This window comes from Paenarthrobacter sp. NPDC089714, from assembly GCF_044748905.1.
GTDB lineage: Bacteria > Actinomycetota > Actinomycetes > Actinomycetales > Micrococcaceae > Arthrobacter.
In genome coordinates this window covers 334,784-349,269 of the sequence record NZ_JBIVGX010000001.1, presented here as the reverse complement: position 1 = coordinate 349,269, position 14,486 = coordinate 334,784, and the positions used below count along the sequence as shown (strand labels likewise).

Sequence of the window (14,486 nt, the reverse complement as noted above, 5' to 3'; positions counted from 1 at the left end):
GTCGGATCGTCAGTCGACGGGGACCAAAAGGGCCACCGGGTACTGCTCCAGGAGGGTGCCGAGCTGCAACGGTCCTGCAGGGTAGGCATTCCCCGTCAGTTCATCGCGACTGTCCACAGGAATCTCGATGGCCGTATCCCGCCAGCCGCCGTCGCTTGCCAAACGCTTGGGCAGGCGCGTAGCCACGGTCAGGACCCCGCGTCCCTCCGGCCCGCGGTCAAACGCAACTACGTGTCCGGCCGCTTCCCCAGTGGCCTGGACGGGACGGTAGCCGCCAAACAGCTCGGGGTGATCACGGCGCAGGCGAAGAGCGCGGGAAACCACCAACAGCTTGGCCTCTTCTTCGGTGTACTCCGGCTTGGCACCGGAATCGAGTTCGGCCAACGCCGCGATCCTGGCGTCGAAATCCACGGGCCGCCTGTTGTCCGGGTCGGTCAGCGAACCGTCCCGGAACTCGGTGCCTTGGTAGACATCCGGGACGCCGGGCATGGTCAGCTGGATGAGCTTGGCGGACAGCGAGTTGGACGTTCCGTAGGGCTCCAGTTCGGCGACGAAGTTGTCCAGTGCGGCTTCCACTTCGGGATCGTCAAAGACGGAGTCGACGGCGGCAGCCACGTGGCGTTCGAAGTCCAGGTCCGGATCGGTCCAGTTGGTGGAATTGCCCGCCTCGCGTGCTGCCTTGAGCGCGTACGACTGCAGCCGGCTGCGGTCGGCGGGCCATGCCCCGGCAATCGCCTGCCACACCAGCGCGGCCAGCGGACCGTCCGGGATGGTGACCCGCTCCTGCACGGTTCCCAGGAAGAGCTCCCATTCCGGCACCGACTCCGAGATGACGGAGATGCGGGCACGGGCATCCTCGCTGCGCTTGGTGTCGTGGGTGCTGAGCGTGGTCATGGACAACGGAAGCTCGGCCTGGCGACGGGCCATGCGTTCGTGGAACACCTCGGTGGAAATGGCGAATTCCGTGGGGTCGGCGCCCACTTCCGTCAACGTGCCCAAGCGGGTGTACCTGAAGAACGCGGTGTCCTCCACGCCCTTGGCCATCACCATGCCCGAGGTCTGCTGGAACCTGCGGGCCAGTTCTCCCGACGTGTCCGTGAGAAGCGGGAGCAGGGCATCGAGGACACCCTTGAGCTCCGGGCGGTGCCGTGCGGCGTGGTGCACCGCTTCCTCCAGTACCTCTTGGCTGTACGGCAGGTAGGTCCGGTAGATCGGGAACCAGCAGATGATCTCAGCCAAGGCATCGGCCACTTCAAGGCGGGGCAGTGCCGGCGTCTCTGCAACCAGCCGGGACAAGCGAAGGACCTCGGAGCGGAGGATGCCATCGGCGATTCGCCGCTTGGTTCCGTGGATCATGGCCTGATAGTCGGCCGGTTCCGGCTCGGCCCGCAGCCGGGCATCGAGATCGTCCAGGAAGGGTTCTGCCGCTGGGTCCACGAACAGGCGGTCCACGTCGGCGAGCGCGTCGTAGCCGGTGGTGCCCTCGCACTGGAAGGTTTCCGGGAGCTTCTCCCCCGGTTCCAGGATTTTCTCCACCAGCAGGTAGGCGCCGCCCGTTGCCTCACGCAGCCTGGCCAGGTACCCCTCGGGATCGGCGAGGCCGTCCGGGTGGTCAATCCTGAGGCCATCGACCAGGCCCTCGCGGAACCAGCGCACGATCTCCTGATGGGATTCGTCGAAGACCCAGGGAACCTCAACGCGGACGCCCGCCAGACTATTGACCGCGAAGAAACGCCGGTAGTTCAGCTCGGCATCCGCCCGACGCCACCCCACGAGTTCGTAGTGCTGCCGGTCGTGCACCTCGCGGGGATCGTCGCCCTCGCTGTAGGTTCCATCCGCCAGCGGGAAGCGGTGGTCGTAGTAGTGCAGCTCGCCGTCCGCCACCGTCAGCTGGTCAAGATCGTCATCGCTGCCCAGGACCGGGACGCGGATCTTTCCTCTGCCAAAGTCCCAGTCGACGTCGAAAGCTTCGGCGTACTTGGATGAACGCCCTTCTTTAAGGAGGTTCCACCACCAGGCGTTCTGCCGGGGGGTGGCTACACCCATGTGGTTCGGCACAATGTCCGCCAGGACCCCAAGGCCCAGCCCGTGCGCCGCCTTGGACAGAACCGCCAGGCCCTCCTCGCCTCCGCGGGAGGGATCCACCGAGGATGGATCGGTGACGTCGTAACCGTGGTCCGAGCCTTCTTCGGCGGTCAGGATGGGTGAAAGGTAGACCCAATCCACGCCCAGCCGATGGAGATATTCTGTGAGCCCGGCGGCCTCCTGCAGGGTGAACCCGGGGCGGATCTGGAGCCGGTAGGTGGAGACAGGAGTCTTCACGCCTTCTCCTCCTTGGCTTCTGCGTTGTCGGGAGCAGCGTCGGCGGCGTCATCGCCGGCAGCCTCGGCCCCGGCGTCGTCGTCCTTGTACTCCAAGGGCAGCGACGTCACAACCGGCGCCGTCATGGACGCGGTTTCCGGCGTGCTGGTGTGGGTCAGAGCGGCCAGCGATGCAGCGACAGAGTGGTCCGGCTCGATCTCCGGAGCCGTATGGGCGCGGAGCACCACGAGGGACTTACCGGCGACCATCAGGATCTGGTCCGCCTTGACCACGCCGGCATCGGCGCCTTCACCGCCGGTATCGATCATGACGTCCCACGCCGGGGCGTACTCGTCCGACGGAATGCGGAAGCCCACTTCCTCCTGGTCCGCGTTGAAGTACAGCAGGAAGTTCACGTCGGTGATCCGGCGGCCCTGGTGGTCCCGGCCGCGGATGCCGTCCCCGTTGAGGAACACGCCAACGGAGCGCCCCAGGGCGGTGTCCCAGTCCTCGGGCGTCATGGTGCTCGCGTCGGCGTCGAGCCACACGATGTCCGGGAGACGCTCACCCTCGCCACGGACCGCTGGCCGGCCATCGAAGAAGCGGCTGCGGCGCAGGCTGGGGTGCTTGGCGCGAAGCGCGCTCACTGCCGCGGTGAACTCGATCAGTGGCTGATCGACGTTCTCCCAGTTGATCCACGTGATCTCGGAGTCCTGGCAGTACCCGTTGTTGTTGCCCTGTTGGGTCCGGCCCAGCTCGTCGCCGTGCAGGAGCATGGGCACGCCTTGGGACAGGAAGAGCGAGGCAATGAAGTTGCGCTGCTGGCGTGCGCGGAGGCCCATGACCGTGGGATCGTCTGTGGGTCCCTCCACGCCGCAGTTCCACGAGCGGTTGTGGGATTCGCCGTCGTTGTTGTCCTCGCCGTTGGCCTCGTTGTGCTTCTCGTTGTAGGACACCAGGTCCGCGAGCGTGAAGCCGTCATGGGCCGTGACGAAGTTGATGGAGGCGACGGGCCGGCGGCCGGAGTGCTCGTAAAGGTCCGCGGATCCCGTGAGGCGGGAGGCGAATTCGCCGAGCGTGGAGGGTTCGCCGCGCCAGAAGTCGCGGACGGTGTCCCGGTACTTGCCGTTCCATTCCGTCCACTGAGGCGGGAAGTTACCCACCTGGTATCCGCCGGGACCGACGTCCCACGGCTCGGCGATGAGCTTGACCTGCGAGACCACCGGGTCCTGCTGGATGAGTTCGAAGAAGCTGGAAAGCTTGTCCACGTCATAGAACTCGCGGGCCAGCGTGGATGCGAGGTCGAAGCGGAAGCCGTCAACGTGCATCTCGGTGACCCAGTACCGGAGGGAGTCCATAAGGAGCTGCAGGGAGTGCGGGCTGCGGACGTTCAGGGAGTTACCCGTTCCGGTGTAGTCCATGTAGTACTTCTGGTCGTCTTCCACCAGGCGGTAGTAGGCGGAGTTGTCGATGCCCTTGAAGGACAGCGTGGGACCCAGGTGGTTGCCTTCCGCGGTGTGGTTGTAGACGACGTCCAGGATCACTTCGATACCGGCGTTGTGAAGGGAGCGAACCATGGCCTTGAAGTCCTGCACCTGCTGGCCGGTATCGCCCTTGGAACTGTAGCTGTTGTGCGGGGCGAAAAAGCCGATGGTGTTGTAGCCCCAGTAGTTGTTCAGGCCCTTGTCCTGCAGGATGCCGTCATTGACGAACTGGTGCACGGGCATGAGCTCGATCGCGGTGATGCCCAGCTTCTGCAAGTGGGAAATCACGGCGGGATGCGCGACGCCGGCATAGGTACCGCGCTGCTCTTCGGGAATCTCGGGGTGCAACTGGGTGAGTCCCTTGACGTGGGCCTCGTAGATCACCGACTTGTGGTACGGAATCCGCAAGAGCTTGTCGCCGTCCCAATCGAAGAACGGATTGATGACCACGCCCAGCATCATGTGCGGCGCGGAGTCTTCATCGTTGCGGGATTCCGGGTCTCCCAGGTTGTAGGCGAAGAGGGACGGGTCCCAGTCGATTTGCCGGTGGATTGCTTTCGCGTACGGGTCCAACAGCAGCTTGTTGGCGTTGAAGCGCTGGCCCGAGTCGGGGTCGTAGGGACCGTGCACGCGATAGCCATATTTCTGTCCGGGCTGTACCTGGGGCAGGTAACAGTGCCAGACGTAGCCGTCCACTTCCTTGAGTTCGACGCGGACTTCCTCACCGTCGTCGTCGAAGAGGCACAGCTCTACCTTTTCTGCCTTTTCGCTGAACAGCGCAAAGTTTGTGCCGGTACCGTCAAAGGTGGCACCGAGCGGATAAGCCGATCCAGGCCAGACTTCCATGCGTTCTCCTCTGGGTGATGCGAACAACTGCTGCAAGCCTACTCATGACCTATGACACGGACAGTAACCTTATGGTCTTGTTCGGTCGCATTCCGCGTACAGCGAACCAAGAACGCGGGGTACCGCGTTCTTGATCGCAGAGGCAGTAAGGGGTCCTCCATCGAATTCCTGTGACGCGGCAGAGCCTGCGCGGCCATGGACGCTTGCCGCCACGGCAGCCACGGCAGCCCATCGATCGTCCCATTCAAGTCCAAGGGCGGCGTAGGCGCCGTCGTCGTCAGTCAACGCATCCGTGGATTGGGCCGCCAAGGCGCCCAGGATGCCCGCCAGCACGTCACCACTCCCCGCGGTTGCCATCCACGGCGTGCCTTCGGACTGGCTGAAGACAACGCCCGACGGCGACGCCACCAGTGTGCTGGCACCCTTCAGGAGCACTGTGGCTCCGGTGAGTTCGGCGGCCTGGCGGACAAAGTGCAGTGGACGTGCTTCCACGTCATCGCGGGTGACGGCCACCTCGCCGGTGGCAGGCAACGCGGCCAGGAGCGTGGCCAGTTCGCCGGCGTGAGGGGTCAGGATCCAGTTTGCAGGGCACTTCTGCGGCAGCAGGGACAAGGCGCCGGCATCGACGATCATCGGCGTTCCAGCCCCAAGCGCCGCCGTCATCGCGTTCTTGACACGGTCTCGCTGCTCGTCGCCGTCGACGCCCGGCCCTACGAGCCAGGCCTGGACCCGCCCTGGTTCCCCGGCTTCCCATAATGCTTCAGGAGTAACGGAGAGGACCTGCCGGGCCGCGGCTTCGGGGCCCAGGTACCTGACCATGCCCACCCCTGACAGGGCTGCAGCGTGGACGCACAACGCGGCGGCCCCGACGTACCTGGATGAACCCGCCACCACGCCTAGGACGCCGCGCGTGTACTTCTGCGAACGCCGCTCCGGTTTGGGAAGCACGCGTGCAAGATCGGATGCCGCCAGGCGGCGCACTTCGGGAGGGAGCAACCGCAGCGGGGCCTCGATGCCGATCTCCACAACGACTACCCGTCCCGCGCAACCTTCGCCGGGATCGACCACGAGCCCCGCCTTAATACCCCCGAAGGTGACAGTAACGTCGGCCTCCAGGACCGGCCAGTGGACCTCGCCCGTGTTGGCGTCCAGCCCACTGGGGACATCACAGGCTACAACGCAAGTGGGACCAAGTTCCTGGATCAGGGAAACCAACTCGGCTGCGGCTCCACGCAAGCCACCCCGGGCACCTGTTCCCAGGAGGGCGTCGATCAGCACGTCGGCACCTGCGCAGGAAACCGCGAGCTCCTCGGCGTTGCCTGGGTCCAGCCTGAGCACCCGGCCGCCAGCCGCCTCAAACGAGGCCAAGCCCTCGGCGTGGGCACCGTCCGAGGCGAGTACCGCCGTCGTACGCATTCCACGCCGCGCGAGCATGGCCGCGGCGAAGAGGCCGTCACCGCCGTTGTTGCCCTTGCCCACCAGGACGGTGACGCTGGCTCCGGCCAGCCGGCGGCGCTTGCGTATCTCCCGGACGACTTCCTGCGCCAGCCCGTAAGCGGCCCGTTGCATGAGAACAGCGCCCCCACCGGAGTCCAGGAACGGTTTTTCCGCATCCCTGATCTGTTGTCCGGTGAAGGCGCTGATCATTATTCTTTTGTGCCCGCTCTAGCCCTCGGCAAGGACAGTTGCCGTAGCGATGCCCCCGTCGTGGCTGATGGACAAGTGCCAGCGCTTGACGCCTTTGCCCTCGGCGACCGCCAGGACCGTGCCTTTGACCTGCACGGTGGGACCGTTCTCGTCCAGGCCGATCCAGCAGTCCTGCCAGTTCATGCCGGCAGGGGCCCCCAGAACCTTGGCCACGGCTTCCTTCGCTGCGAAACGGGCAGCCAGGGACCGGGTGTTGAGTTCCCGCTCGGCAGGAACAAACAAGCGTTCCTTCAGGCCAGGGGTCCGTTCCAGCTGCCGCCCGAACCGCTCGATGTCTACGACGTCTACGCCAATGCCAACAATCATGCGGTTATTCTACGGTCACGCTCTTGGCGAGGTTACGCGGCTGGTCCACGTCGTAGCCCTTGGCACCGGCCAGCTCTGCGGCAAAGATCTGCAGCGGAACCGTGGTGAGCAGCGGCATGAGGAGCGTGGGGGTCTCGGGAACGTAGAACACGTGCTCTGCGTAGTCCTTGACCGACTCGTCGCCTTCCTCGGCAATCACCAGGGTGCGGGCACCACGTGCGCGGACTTCCTGGATGTTGCTGACTACCTTGGAGTGCAGGGAGTCGCGACCGCGGGGAGACGGAACCACCACGAAGACCGGCTGGCCGTCGTCGATCAAGGCGATCGGGCCGTGCTTGAGCTCGCCGGCGGCGAAGCCTTCAGCGTGGATGTACGCGATTTCCTTGAGCTTCAAGGCACCCTCGAGTGCCACCGGGAAGCCAACGTGGCGGCCCAGGAACAGCACGGACTTCTCGTCCTTCATGCTGCGGGCGAGTTCCCGCAGTGGACCAGCGGTGTCCAGGATCTGCTGGATCTTGGCAGGAATCTTGCCGAGGTCCGCCAGGACATCCTTGATCTGGCCGCTGAAGATGTTGCCGCGCAGCTGTGCCAGGTACAGGCCCAACAGGTAGGCGGCGGTGATCTGCGCGAGGAACGCTTTGGTGGAGGCAACGGCGATTTCCGGACCGGCGTGGGTGTACAGCACAGCGTCGGATTCACGCGGAATGGTGGAGCCGTTGGTGTTGCAGATGGAGATGGTCTTGGCGCCCTGCTCACGTGCGTAGCGGACGGCCATGAGGGTATCCATGGTTTCGCCGGACTGGCTGATGGAAACCACCAGCGTGTTGGCGTCCACGATCGGATCGCGGTAGCGGAACTCGTGGGCGAGCTCCACCTCGGTGGGGATGCGGCACCAGTTCTCGATCGCGTACTTGGCTACGAGGCCGGCGTAGGCTGCCGTACCGCAGGCCAGGACGATGATCTTGTTGACCTGCTTGAGCAGCTCCGGGTCGATACGGAGTTCATCCAGGGTCAGCTGGCCGTTGAGGTCCGAACGACCCAGGAGGGTCTGGGCCACGGCGTCGGGCTGGTCGTGGATTTCCTTCTCCATGAAGGAGCTGAAGCCGCCCTTTTCGGCGGAAGCCGGATCCCAGTCGACGTGGTATTCCTTGCCCTCTGCGGGAGCGCCGAAGAAGTCGGTGATCTCCACGGAGTCGGCAGTGATGGTGACGATCTGGTCCTGGCCCAGCTCGACCGCACGGCGGGTGTAGTCGATGAAACCGGAGACGTCGGAGCCCAGGAAGTTCTCGCCCTCGCCAAGACCCACAACCAGTGGGGAGTTACGGCGGGCAGCGACAACCACGTCAGGCTGGTCGGCGTGAACGGCCAGGAGCGTGAAGGCTCCTTCGAGGCGCTGGCAGGCCAGGCGCATCGCCTGGGTGAGGTTGCCGGCGTCGCCGTTGAGCTCGTTGCGGAAGATGTCACCCAGAAGGGCGGCCGCAACCTCGGTGTCGGTTTCGGACAAGAAGGTGACGCCCTTGGCCAGCAGTTCCTGCTTGAGCTCTGCGAAGTTTTCGATGATCCCGTTGTGGATCAAGGCGAGGCGCCCGCCGTCGGAAAGGTGCGGGTGGGCGTTGCCATCGGTGGGTCCACCGTGCGTGGCCCAACGGGTGTGGCCAATGCCGGTCAGGGATTCCGGGACCGGGTTTGCTTCAAGTTCGCTGACCAGATTGCTCAGCTTTCCGGACTTCTTCCGGGACGAGATAGTCCCGTCAGCCACTACTGCGACGCCGGCGGAGTCGTAGCCGCGGTACTCAAGACGACGCAGCCCCTCCACAACGACGTCAAGGGCGCTGTGACCAGCTGCCTTACGAGACGAATTGCCAACATAGCCTACGATTCCACACATGGGTCCAAGCCTACCGGCTCAGTCAAACAACTGACGTGGGACATCCCCCCTCCTTTCCCGCCGGTGCGGCGTGCATCACCGACAATTCACTGTGCCGTCGTCGCGCATTTCCTGTTCCGCCGCGTGAAGGGCAGAATCGTGAGCGTGACTTTGCAACGCACCGAAGCAAACGGCGACGGCGCTTCTCCCTTTGTTGAGCTCGATCGACACACCTGGTCCCGGCTTGCGGCCCAGATGGAGCAGCCCCTTAACGAAGAGGACATTTTCCGCCTCCGCGGCCTCGGCGATCCCCTGGACATGAAGGAAGTCCGGGAGGTCTATCTCCCGCTTTCGCGCCTCCTGCACCTCTACGTTGAGGCCTCGCACCAGCTCCACGCCGCCACCACCACCTTCCTCGGCGAGCAGACGCAACGTACCCCTTTTGTCATCGGGGTGGCAGGATCCGTGGCCGTAGGCAAGTCCACCATCGCCCGCGTGCTCCGCGAAATGCTGCGCCGCTGGCCCGGCACGCCCAATGTGGAACTCATTACCACCGACGGATTCCTCTATCCCCTGGCTGAGCTCAAACGCCGGCACCTCCTGGAACGCAAGGGTTTCCCGGAGTCCTACGACCGCCGCGCGCTGTTGCGTTTTGTGTCGGAGGTCAAGGGTGGAGCGGAGGAAGTCCGGGCACCGTGGTACTCGCACGTGACCTATGACATTGTGCCGGGACGGGAAGTAGTGGTCCGCCGGCCCGACGTACTGATTGTGGAAGGCCTCAACGTTCTGGCCCCCGCAAGGCCCCGCATCGATGGCAAGCAGGGACTGGCCCTGAGCGACTTCTTCGACTTCTCCATCTATGTGGACGCCAAGACCTCCTACATTGAAGAGTGGTACGTGGACCGGTTCCGCAAGCTGCGTTCCACGGCGTTCGCCCAGCCGGAATCCTACTTCCACCGCTATGCCACTCTCTCCGACGACGACGCCGAATCCACGGCCCGCGGCATCTGGAAGCGCATCAACGAGCCCAACCTCGAGGAGAACGTGCTGCCCACCCGGGGACGCGCACAGTTGGTCCTGACCAAGGATGCGGATCACTCCATCCGGCGCATGCTCCTGCGGAAGGTCTGATCCGTTGACTCATCCTGAGCCCAGCCGACGTGCTTTCGCAGGCCTTCTCACCGCAGGGGCCGGCATGCTTGCCTTGGCTGCCTGCACCCCGGACAGCACGGCCCCCTCCCCTGCCGCTGCGGACGCTCCCACAGCTTCGCCCAGCGCCACCCCCACTGCCACGCCCGGCGTGACCCCGGCGGCGGCCGCCACCAGCACCCCACCCAGCCCATCGCCGTCGAGCACGGCAACCCCGCAGTTCTCCCTCACCGACCCCTCCAGCCCGTGGGTGGTGGTCAACAAGCACAGGCCGCTCAACCCGCAGAACTACGTGCCGGCCGACCTGGTGCAGCCGAAGATCCGCCTCGCCGTCAGCGGCGAAGCCACCCTTCTGAACAGCACGACGGCGGCTGCCGCGGAAAAGATGTTCGGCGCGGCTGCAGCCGACGGCGTCATCATGGCGCTGGCTTCTGGTTACCGCTCCTACTCGACGCAGATCACCACGTACAACGGATACGTCACCAGCAGCGGGCAGGCAGCCGCGGACCGGGCCTCCGCCCGCCCGGGCTACTCGGAGCACCAAACCGGTTGGTCCTTCGACATCGCTGACGGTGGCGGCGCATGCAGCTTCCAACCGTGCTTCGCTGACCAGCCCGCAGCCGTCTGGGCAAAAGCCAACGCCCATAAGTACGGCTTCGTGGTCCGCTACCCGTGGATGTTCCATGAGATCACCGGCTACTACTACGAGTCCTGGCACCTGCGGTACATCGGCGTCGAGGCAGCCACGGCCATGGCAAGCAAAGGCATTGCCACTCTCGAAGAGTACTTCGGCCTGGAGGCTGCACCGGATTACCTGGCCTAGCCTGCACGCGAAAGGCGGCCCGCTCCAAACCGGAGCGGGCCGCCTTTTGCTGAGTACGGTGTCCTAGACAGCGACGTCGCTGGTGACGCTCAGGCGTTCCTTCACGACGGCAGCGAGGCTCTTACAGATACGCTCAGCGGTTTCCATGTCGGCGGCCTCCACCATGACGCGCACCAAAGCCTCCGTGCCGGACGGGCGCAACAGGACGCGGCCGGTCTCGCCGAGTTCCTCTTCCGCGGCAACCACGGCAGCAGCTACGCCTTCGTCGGTGGCTGCGCGGGCCTTGTCCACTCCCTTGACGTTGATCATGAGCTGCGGGAGCTTGGTCATCGCGGTGGCCAGGTCCTTCAAACTGCGGCCCGTGAGGGCTACCTGGGCTGCGAGCTGCAGGCCGGTGAGTACGCCGTCGCCCGTTGTGGCGTAATCGGAGAAGATCACGTGTCCGGACTGTTCGCCACCAAGGTTGTAGCCGCCGTCGCGCATTTCTTCCAGCACGTAACGGTCGCCAACGGCGGTTTCACGGATGGTGATTCCGGCATCGCGGAGCGCGAGCTTGAGCCCGAGGTTGCTCATGACCGTTGCCACCAGGACGTTGTCCTTGAGCTTGCCCGCCTTGTCCAAGGCCAGCGCCAGGATCGCCATGATCTGGTCGCCGTCCACTTCGTTGCCTTCGTGGTCCACGGCAAGGCAGCGGTCAGCGTCGCCGTCGTGGGCGATCCCGAGGTCCGCGCCGTATTCCACCACGGCTTCCTTCAACGGGCCGAGGTGCGTGGAGCCAACGCCGTCGTTGATGTTGAGGCCGTCCGGTTCGGCGCCTATCACCACAACGTCGGCGCCGGCGTCCTTGAAGACCTGGGGAGAGCAGCCGCTCGCTGCCCCGTGGGCGCAGTCCAGGACAACCTTCAGGCCGTCGAGTCGCTTGGGGATGGTACCCAGCAGATGGACGATGTAGCGGTCCTCGGCGTCCGAGAAGCGCTGGATGCGTCCCACGTCCCCGCCCACCGGGCGCTGCGGCTCCTTGCCGAGCTGCGCTTCAATGGCGTCCTCGACGTCGTCCGGCAGCTTCTGGCCGCCGCGGGCGAAGAACTTAATGCCGTTGTCCGGGGCCGGGTTATGGGAGGCCGAGAGCATGACGCCGAAATCGGCGTCGAGGTCGGCTACCAGGTACGCCGCGGCCGGGGTGGGCAGAACACCGGCGTCGAAGACGTCCACACCGGAGCTGGAGAGTCCGGCTTCAACGGCGGCGGCGAGGAATTCGCCGCTGGCCCTCGGGTCCCGAGCTACCACGGCACGGGGCCGCTTGCCGTCTGTTGTGCGGTCATGGCCGAGTACGACGGCGGCGGCCTGGGCGAGCTGCATAGCCAGCTCGGCGGTGAGCAATCCGTTCGCGAGACCGCGCACGCCATCTGTTCCAAATAATCTAGACATCGGCTCAAGTTTAGACGACGACGGCACAGCGACCGGCCACGGCACGTTCCGGAGCGTCACAACCGATGGATTAAACGGCGGAAGCCCGCCCCACCGGAGTGGGACGGGCTTCCTGCGAAGCGCGGTTTAGCGCTTGGAGTACTGCTGAGCCTTACGTGCCTTCTTGAGACCGGCCTTCTTACGCTCGATGACGCGGGCGTCACGAGTAAGGAAGCCAGCCTTCTTGAGGGTGGGGCGGTTGTTCTCGACGTCGATCTCGTTCAGCGAACGAGCGATGCCGAGACGCAGTGCGCCAGCCTGGCCGGAGGGGCCACCGCCGTGGATACGGGCGATGACGTCGTAGGCGCCTTCGAGGTCAAGAACGCGGAACGGTTCGTTGACATCCTGCTGGTGCAGCTTGTTCGGGAAGTAGTTGGCCAGCTCGCGGCCGTTGATGATCCACTTGCCGGAGCCCGGTACAACGCGAACGCGTGCAACGGCTTCCTTGCGGCGGCCAACAGCTGCGCCGGCAACGGTCAGTGCCGGGCGCTCCTTCTTGGGCGCATCCTCGGCGGGTGCGCTTTCAGAGGTGTAGCTGGTGAGGTTTTCCTCGGCCTCGACGGCCTCGGCGGTCAGTTCTTCGTTCTGAGCCACGGTTCTCCTTGGAATAAAAAGTTAGTTGGTGGCCAGGACTACTGGGCGACCTGGGTGATTTCGAAAGTCTTCGGCTGCTGTGCAGCGTGCGGGTGCTCGGAGCCTGCGTAGACCTTGAGCTTGCCCAGCTGCTGAGCGGCGAGGGAGTTCTTGGGAAGCATGCCCTTGATGGCCTTCTCAACAGCGCGAACCGGGTTCTTCTCCAGCAGTTCGGCGTAGTTGACGGAGGTCAGGCCGCCCGGGTAACCGGAGTGGCGGTATGCGCGCTTCTGCTCCAGCTTGGCACCGGTAAGGGCGACCTTTTCAGCGTTGATGATGATGACGAAGTCGCCCATGTCCATGTGGGACGCATAGGTCGGCTTGTGCTTTCCGCGCAGCAGTGTTGCGGTCTGGCTGGCAAGACGACCAAGGACAACATCGGTGGCGTCAATGACGTGCCACTGGCGGTTGATATCGCCGGGCTTCGGGGTGTACGTACGCACGGTTTGGCCTCGTTCTTGTTCTGGCGTTCATGTTTCAGGGCACGCAATAAGACGTGCACCTACTATGTATGCGCTACCGGAGCAGAGGTGAGGGCTCTATAGACCAGTCATCCAGGAGTCTCGATATGCCACCTGAGTTACTGACCCTGCAACTGGATCCCCTGGTGGGCATGTGTCATCGAGATAGGACACGCACAACGACTATAAACAATACCTTCAACGGTATGTCCGGGTCAAAATGGGGTGACCACACCTGGGGGCGACTGTGTTAATGGAGGAGAGCACATGACCGACGGACTTGCCCTGGCACTCCTGCTTGCCCTGGCCGGCCTGGTCCTGAGTCCGCTCTGCGAGCTGCTGATCGCCCGCGCGTTGCCACGGCTCGGCGGACTCCCCTCCTTAAAGGTACGGATCACGACGGCGGCAGTCACCGCGCTGCTGTTCGGCTTGCTTGCGTGGCGTTTTGGCTTTTCTTTCGAACTCCCGGCTTATCTTCTTTTGGCGCTTTTGGGCGTGCAGCTTTCACGCATTGATTTCACCCTCCACTTGCTCCCCAACCGGCTCGTTTTGGCCCTTCTTGGCGGCGGCCTGCTGCTCCTTGGGGTGTCCTCAGTGGTGGACCCCGGGTGGCCTGAGCTCCTCCGGGCCCTCGCAGGAGGGGCGATCCTGTTCGCCGGTTACCTCATTTTGGGAATTATTTCGCCGAGAAGCCTCGGAATGGGCGATGTGAAGCTCGCTGCACCGCTGGGAATGTACTTGGGCTACTTGGGTTGGCCGCAGGTACTCTACGGCGGACTACTGGGATTCGTGGTGGGCGGGGTGCTCACGGTGCTGATGTTACGGCTGAGATCCGCGGAAAAACCCGCCGAAACGGCCCATGGGCCAGCGATGGTGGCTGCGGCACTGGGCGTTGTCCTCTTCATGCACTGACCTCCTGAGTACCGTCCCTGGACCTGGCGACGACGCCCCCAAACTCATAAGGGGCCTTAATTTTCCAAGTAGTCACTCGCTGCTTTGGCGCCGAAAACTGAGTACCCGCCTCCACGGCATCGAGTACCTGGCAGCCGACCCTGGAAAAAAATTCGAGTACGCCTACGCATTGTTGAATCCATCCCAAACCAGCAATTCTTGTCATATCGAAATCCGAACCGCTAAAGGCAAAACGGGGGTAGTTCGGAATTCGAAGCAAATTCCGATAATTTGCTGGACCTATGTAACACAATTTCACATAAAAAATTCTGGGAAGGATTTACCATGAACTCGCTTATGGTCAACATGATTGCTTTCGTCGCCGGCATCAAGGAACGCTTCACCTCCGAGAAGGGCGCCACCGCCGTTGAGTACGGCATCATGGTCGCACTCATCGCGGTGGTCATCATCGGTGCCGTCACAGCCATCGGTACCAACCTCGACCTGAGCTTCGACAAGATCGCCGACCAGGTCAAGCCGAAGTAGATCAA

General features: G+C 64.0%; 12 protein-coding genes. 4 read left to right on the top strand and 8 right to left on the bottom strand.

The window, feature by feature from the left end:
- Positions 1-9 precede the first annotated feature (9 nt).
- The 5 genes from treY to glmS form a co-directional block, all read right to left on the bottom strand.
- Positions 10-2,322, bottom strand: coding sequence for a malto-oligosyltrehalose synthase (gene treY / locus ACIPY3_RS01580; protein WP_400329207.1), 2,313 nt, complete (start codon positions 2,320-2,322; stop codon positions 10-12).
- A complete protein-coding gene (gene glgX, locus ACIPY3_RS01575) occupies positions 2,319-4,631 on the bottom strand; it encodes a glycogen debranching protein GlgX (protein WP_400329204.1) in 2,313 nt (770 codons plus the stop codon). The genes treY and glgX overlap by 4 nt, the downstream gene beginning before the upstream one ends.
- 69 nt (positions 4,632-4,700) lie before the next feature.
- The gene (locus ACIPY3_RS01570; RefSeq protein WP_400329201.1) at positions 4,701-6,278 is read right to left on the bottom strand and encodes an NAD(P)H-hydrate dehydratase; all 1,578 of its coding nucleotides are present in this window, start codon (positions 6,276-6,278) and stop codon (positions 4,701-4,703) included.
- Positions 6,279-6,296: 18 nt separating this feature from the next.
- Positions 6,297-6,644, bottom strand: a complete 348-nt coding sequence (locus ACIPY3_RS01565) for a holo-ACP synthase (protein WP_387435014.1) — start codon at positions 6,642-6,644, stop codon at positions 6,297-6,299.
- A 4-nt stretch (positions 6,645-6,648) separates the two neighbouring features.
- Positions 6,649-8,532 carry a glutamine--fructose-6-phosphate transaminase (isomerizing) gene (gene glmS / locus ACIPY3_RS01560; protein ID WP_400329197.1) on the bottom strand — a complete coding sequence of 628 codons (1,884 nt, stop codon included), beginning with the start codon at positions 8,530-8,532 and terminating at the stop codon, positions 6,649-6,651.
- 138 nt (positions 8,533-8,670) lie between these two features.
- Between glmS and coaA the strand changes: the two genes are divergently transcribed.
- Positions 8,671-9,642: a type I pantothenate kinase gene (coaA, locus tag ACIPY3_RS01555; protein ID WP_397325817.1), complete on the top strand. Its 972-nt coding sequence runs from the start codon at positions 8,671-8,673 to the stop codon at positions 9,640-9,642.
- Positions 9,643-9,706: 64 nt separating this feature from the next.
- Positions 9,707-10,483, top strand: coding sequence for a D-alanyl-D-alanine carboxypeptidase family protein (locus ACIPY3_RS01550; RefSeq protein ID WP_400330581.1), 777 nt, complete (start codon positions 9,707-9,709; stop codon positions 10,481-10,483).
- 63 nt (positions 10,484-10,546) lie between these two features.
- Here the strand turns inward: ACIPY3_RS01550 and glmM are convergent, their stop codons facing one another.
- From glmM to rplM, 3 genes are all read right to left on the bottom strand, one after another.
- Complete coding sequence (gene glmM, locus ACIPY3_RS01545) at positions 10,547-11,911, bottom strand: phosphoglucosamine mutase (RefSeq protein WP_400329195.1); 1,365 nt, start codon at positions 11,909-11,911, stop codon at positions 10,547-10,549.
- 126 nt (positions 11,912-12,037) lie between these two features.
- Positions 12,038-12,544 (bottom strand): 30S ribosomal protein S9, encoded by a 507-nt coding sequence (rpsI, locus tag ACIPY3_RS01540; protein WP_387435019.1) that lies wholly within the window; start codon positions 12,542-12,544, stop codon positions 12,038-12,040.
- 38 nt (positions 12,545-12,582) lie between these two features.
- Positions 12,583-13,026, bottom strand: a complete 444-nt coding sequence (rplM, locus tag ACIPY3_RS01535; protein WP_347108042.1) for a 50S ribosomal protein L13 — start codon at positions 13,024-13,026, stop codon at positions 12,583-12,585.
- 285 nt (positions 13,027-13,311) lie between these two features.
- Between rplM and ACIPY3_RS01530 the strand changes: the two genes are divergently transcribed.
- The gene (locus ACIPY3_RS01530) at positions 13,312-13,956 is read left to right on the top strand and encodes a prepilin peptidase (RefSeq protein WP_400329192.1); all 645 of its coding nucleotides are present in this window, start codon (positions 13,312-13,314) and stop codon (positions 13,954-13,956) included.
- A 324-nt stretch (positions 13,957-14,280) separates the two neighbouring features.
- Complete coding sequence (locus ACIPY3_RS01525) at positions 14,281-14,481, top strand: Flp family type IVb pilin (RefSeq protein ID WP_400329189.1); 201 nt, start codon at positions 14,281-14,283, stop codon at positions 14,479-14,481.
- Positions 14,482-14,486: the final 5 nt, after the last annotated feature.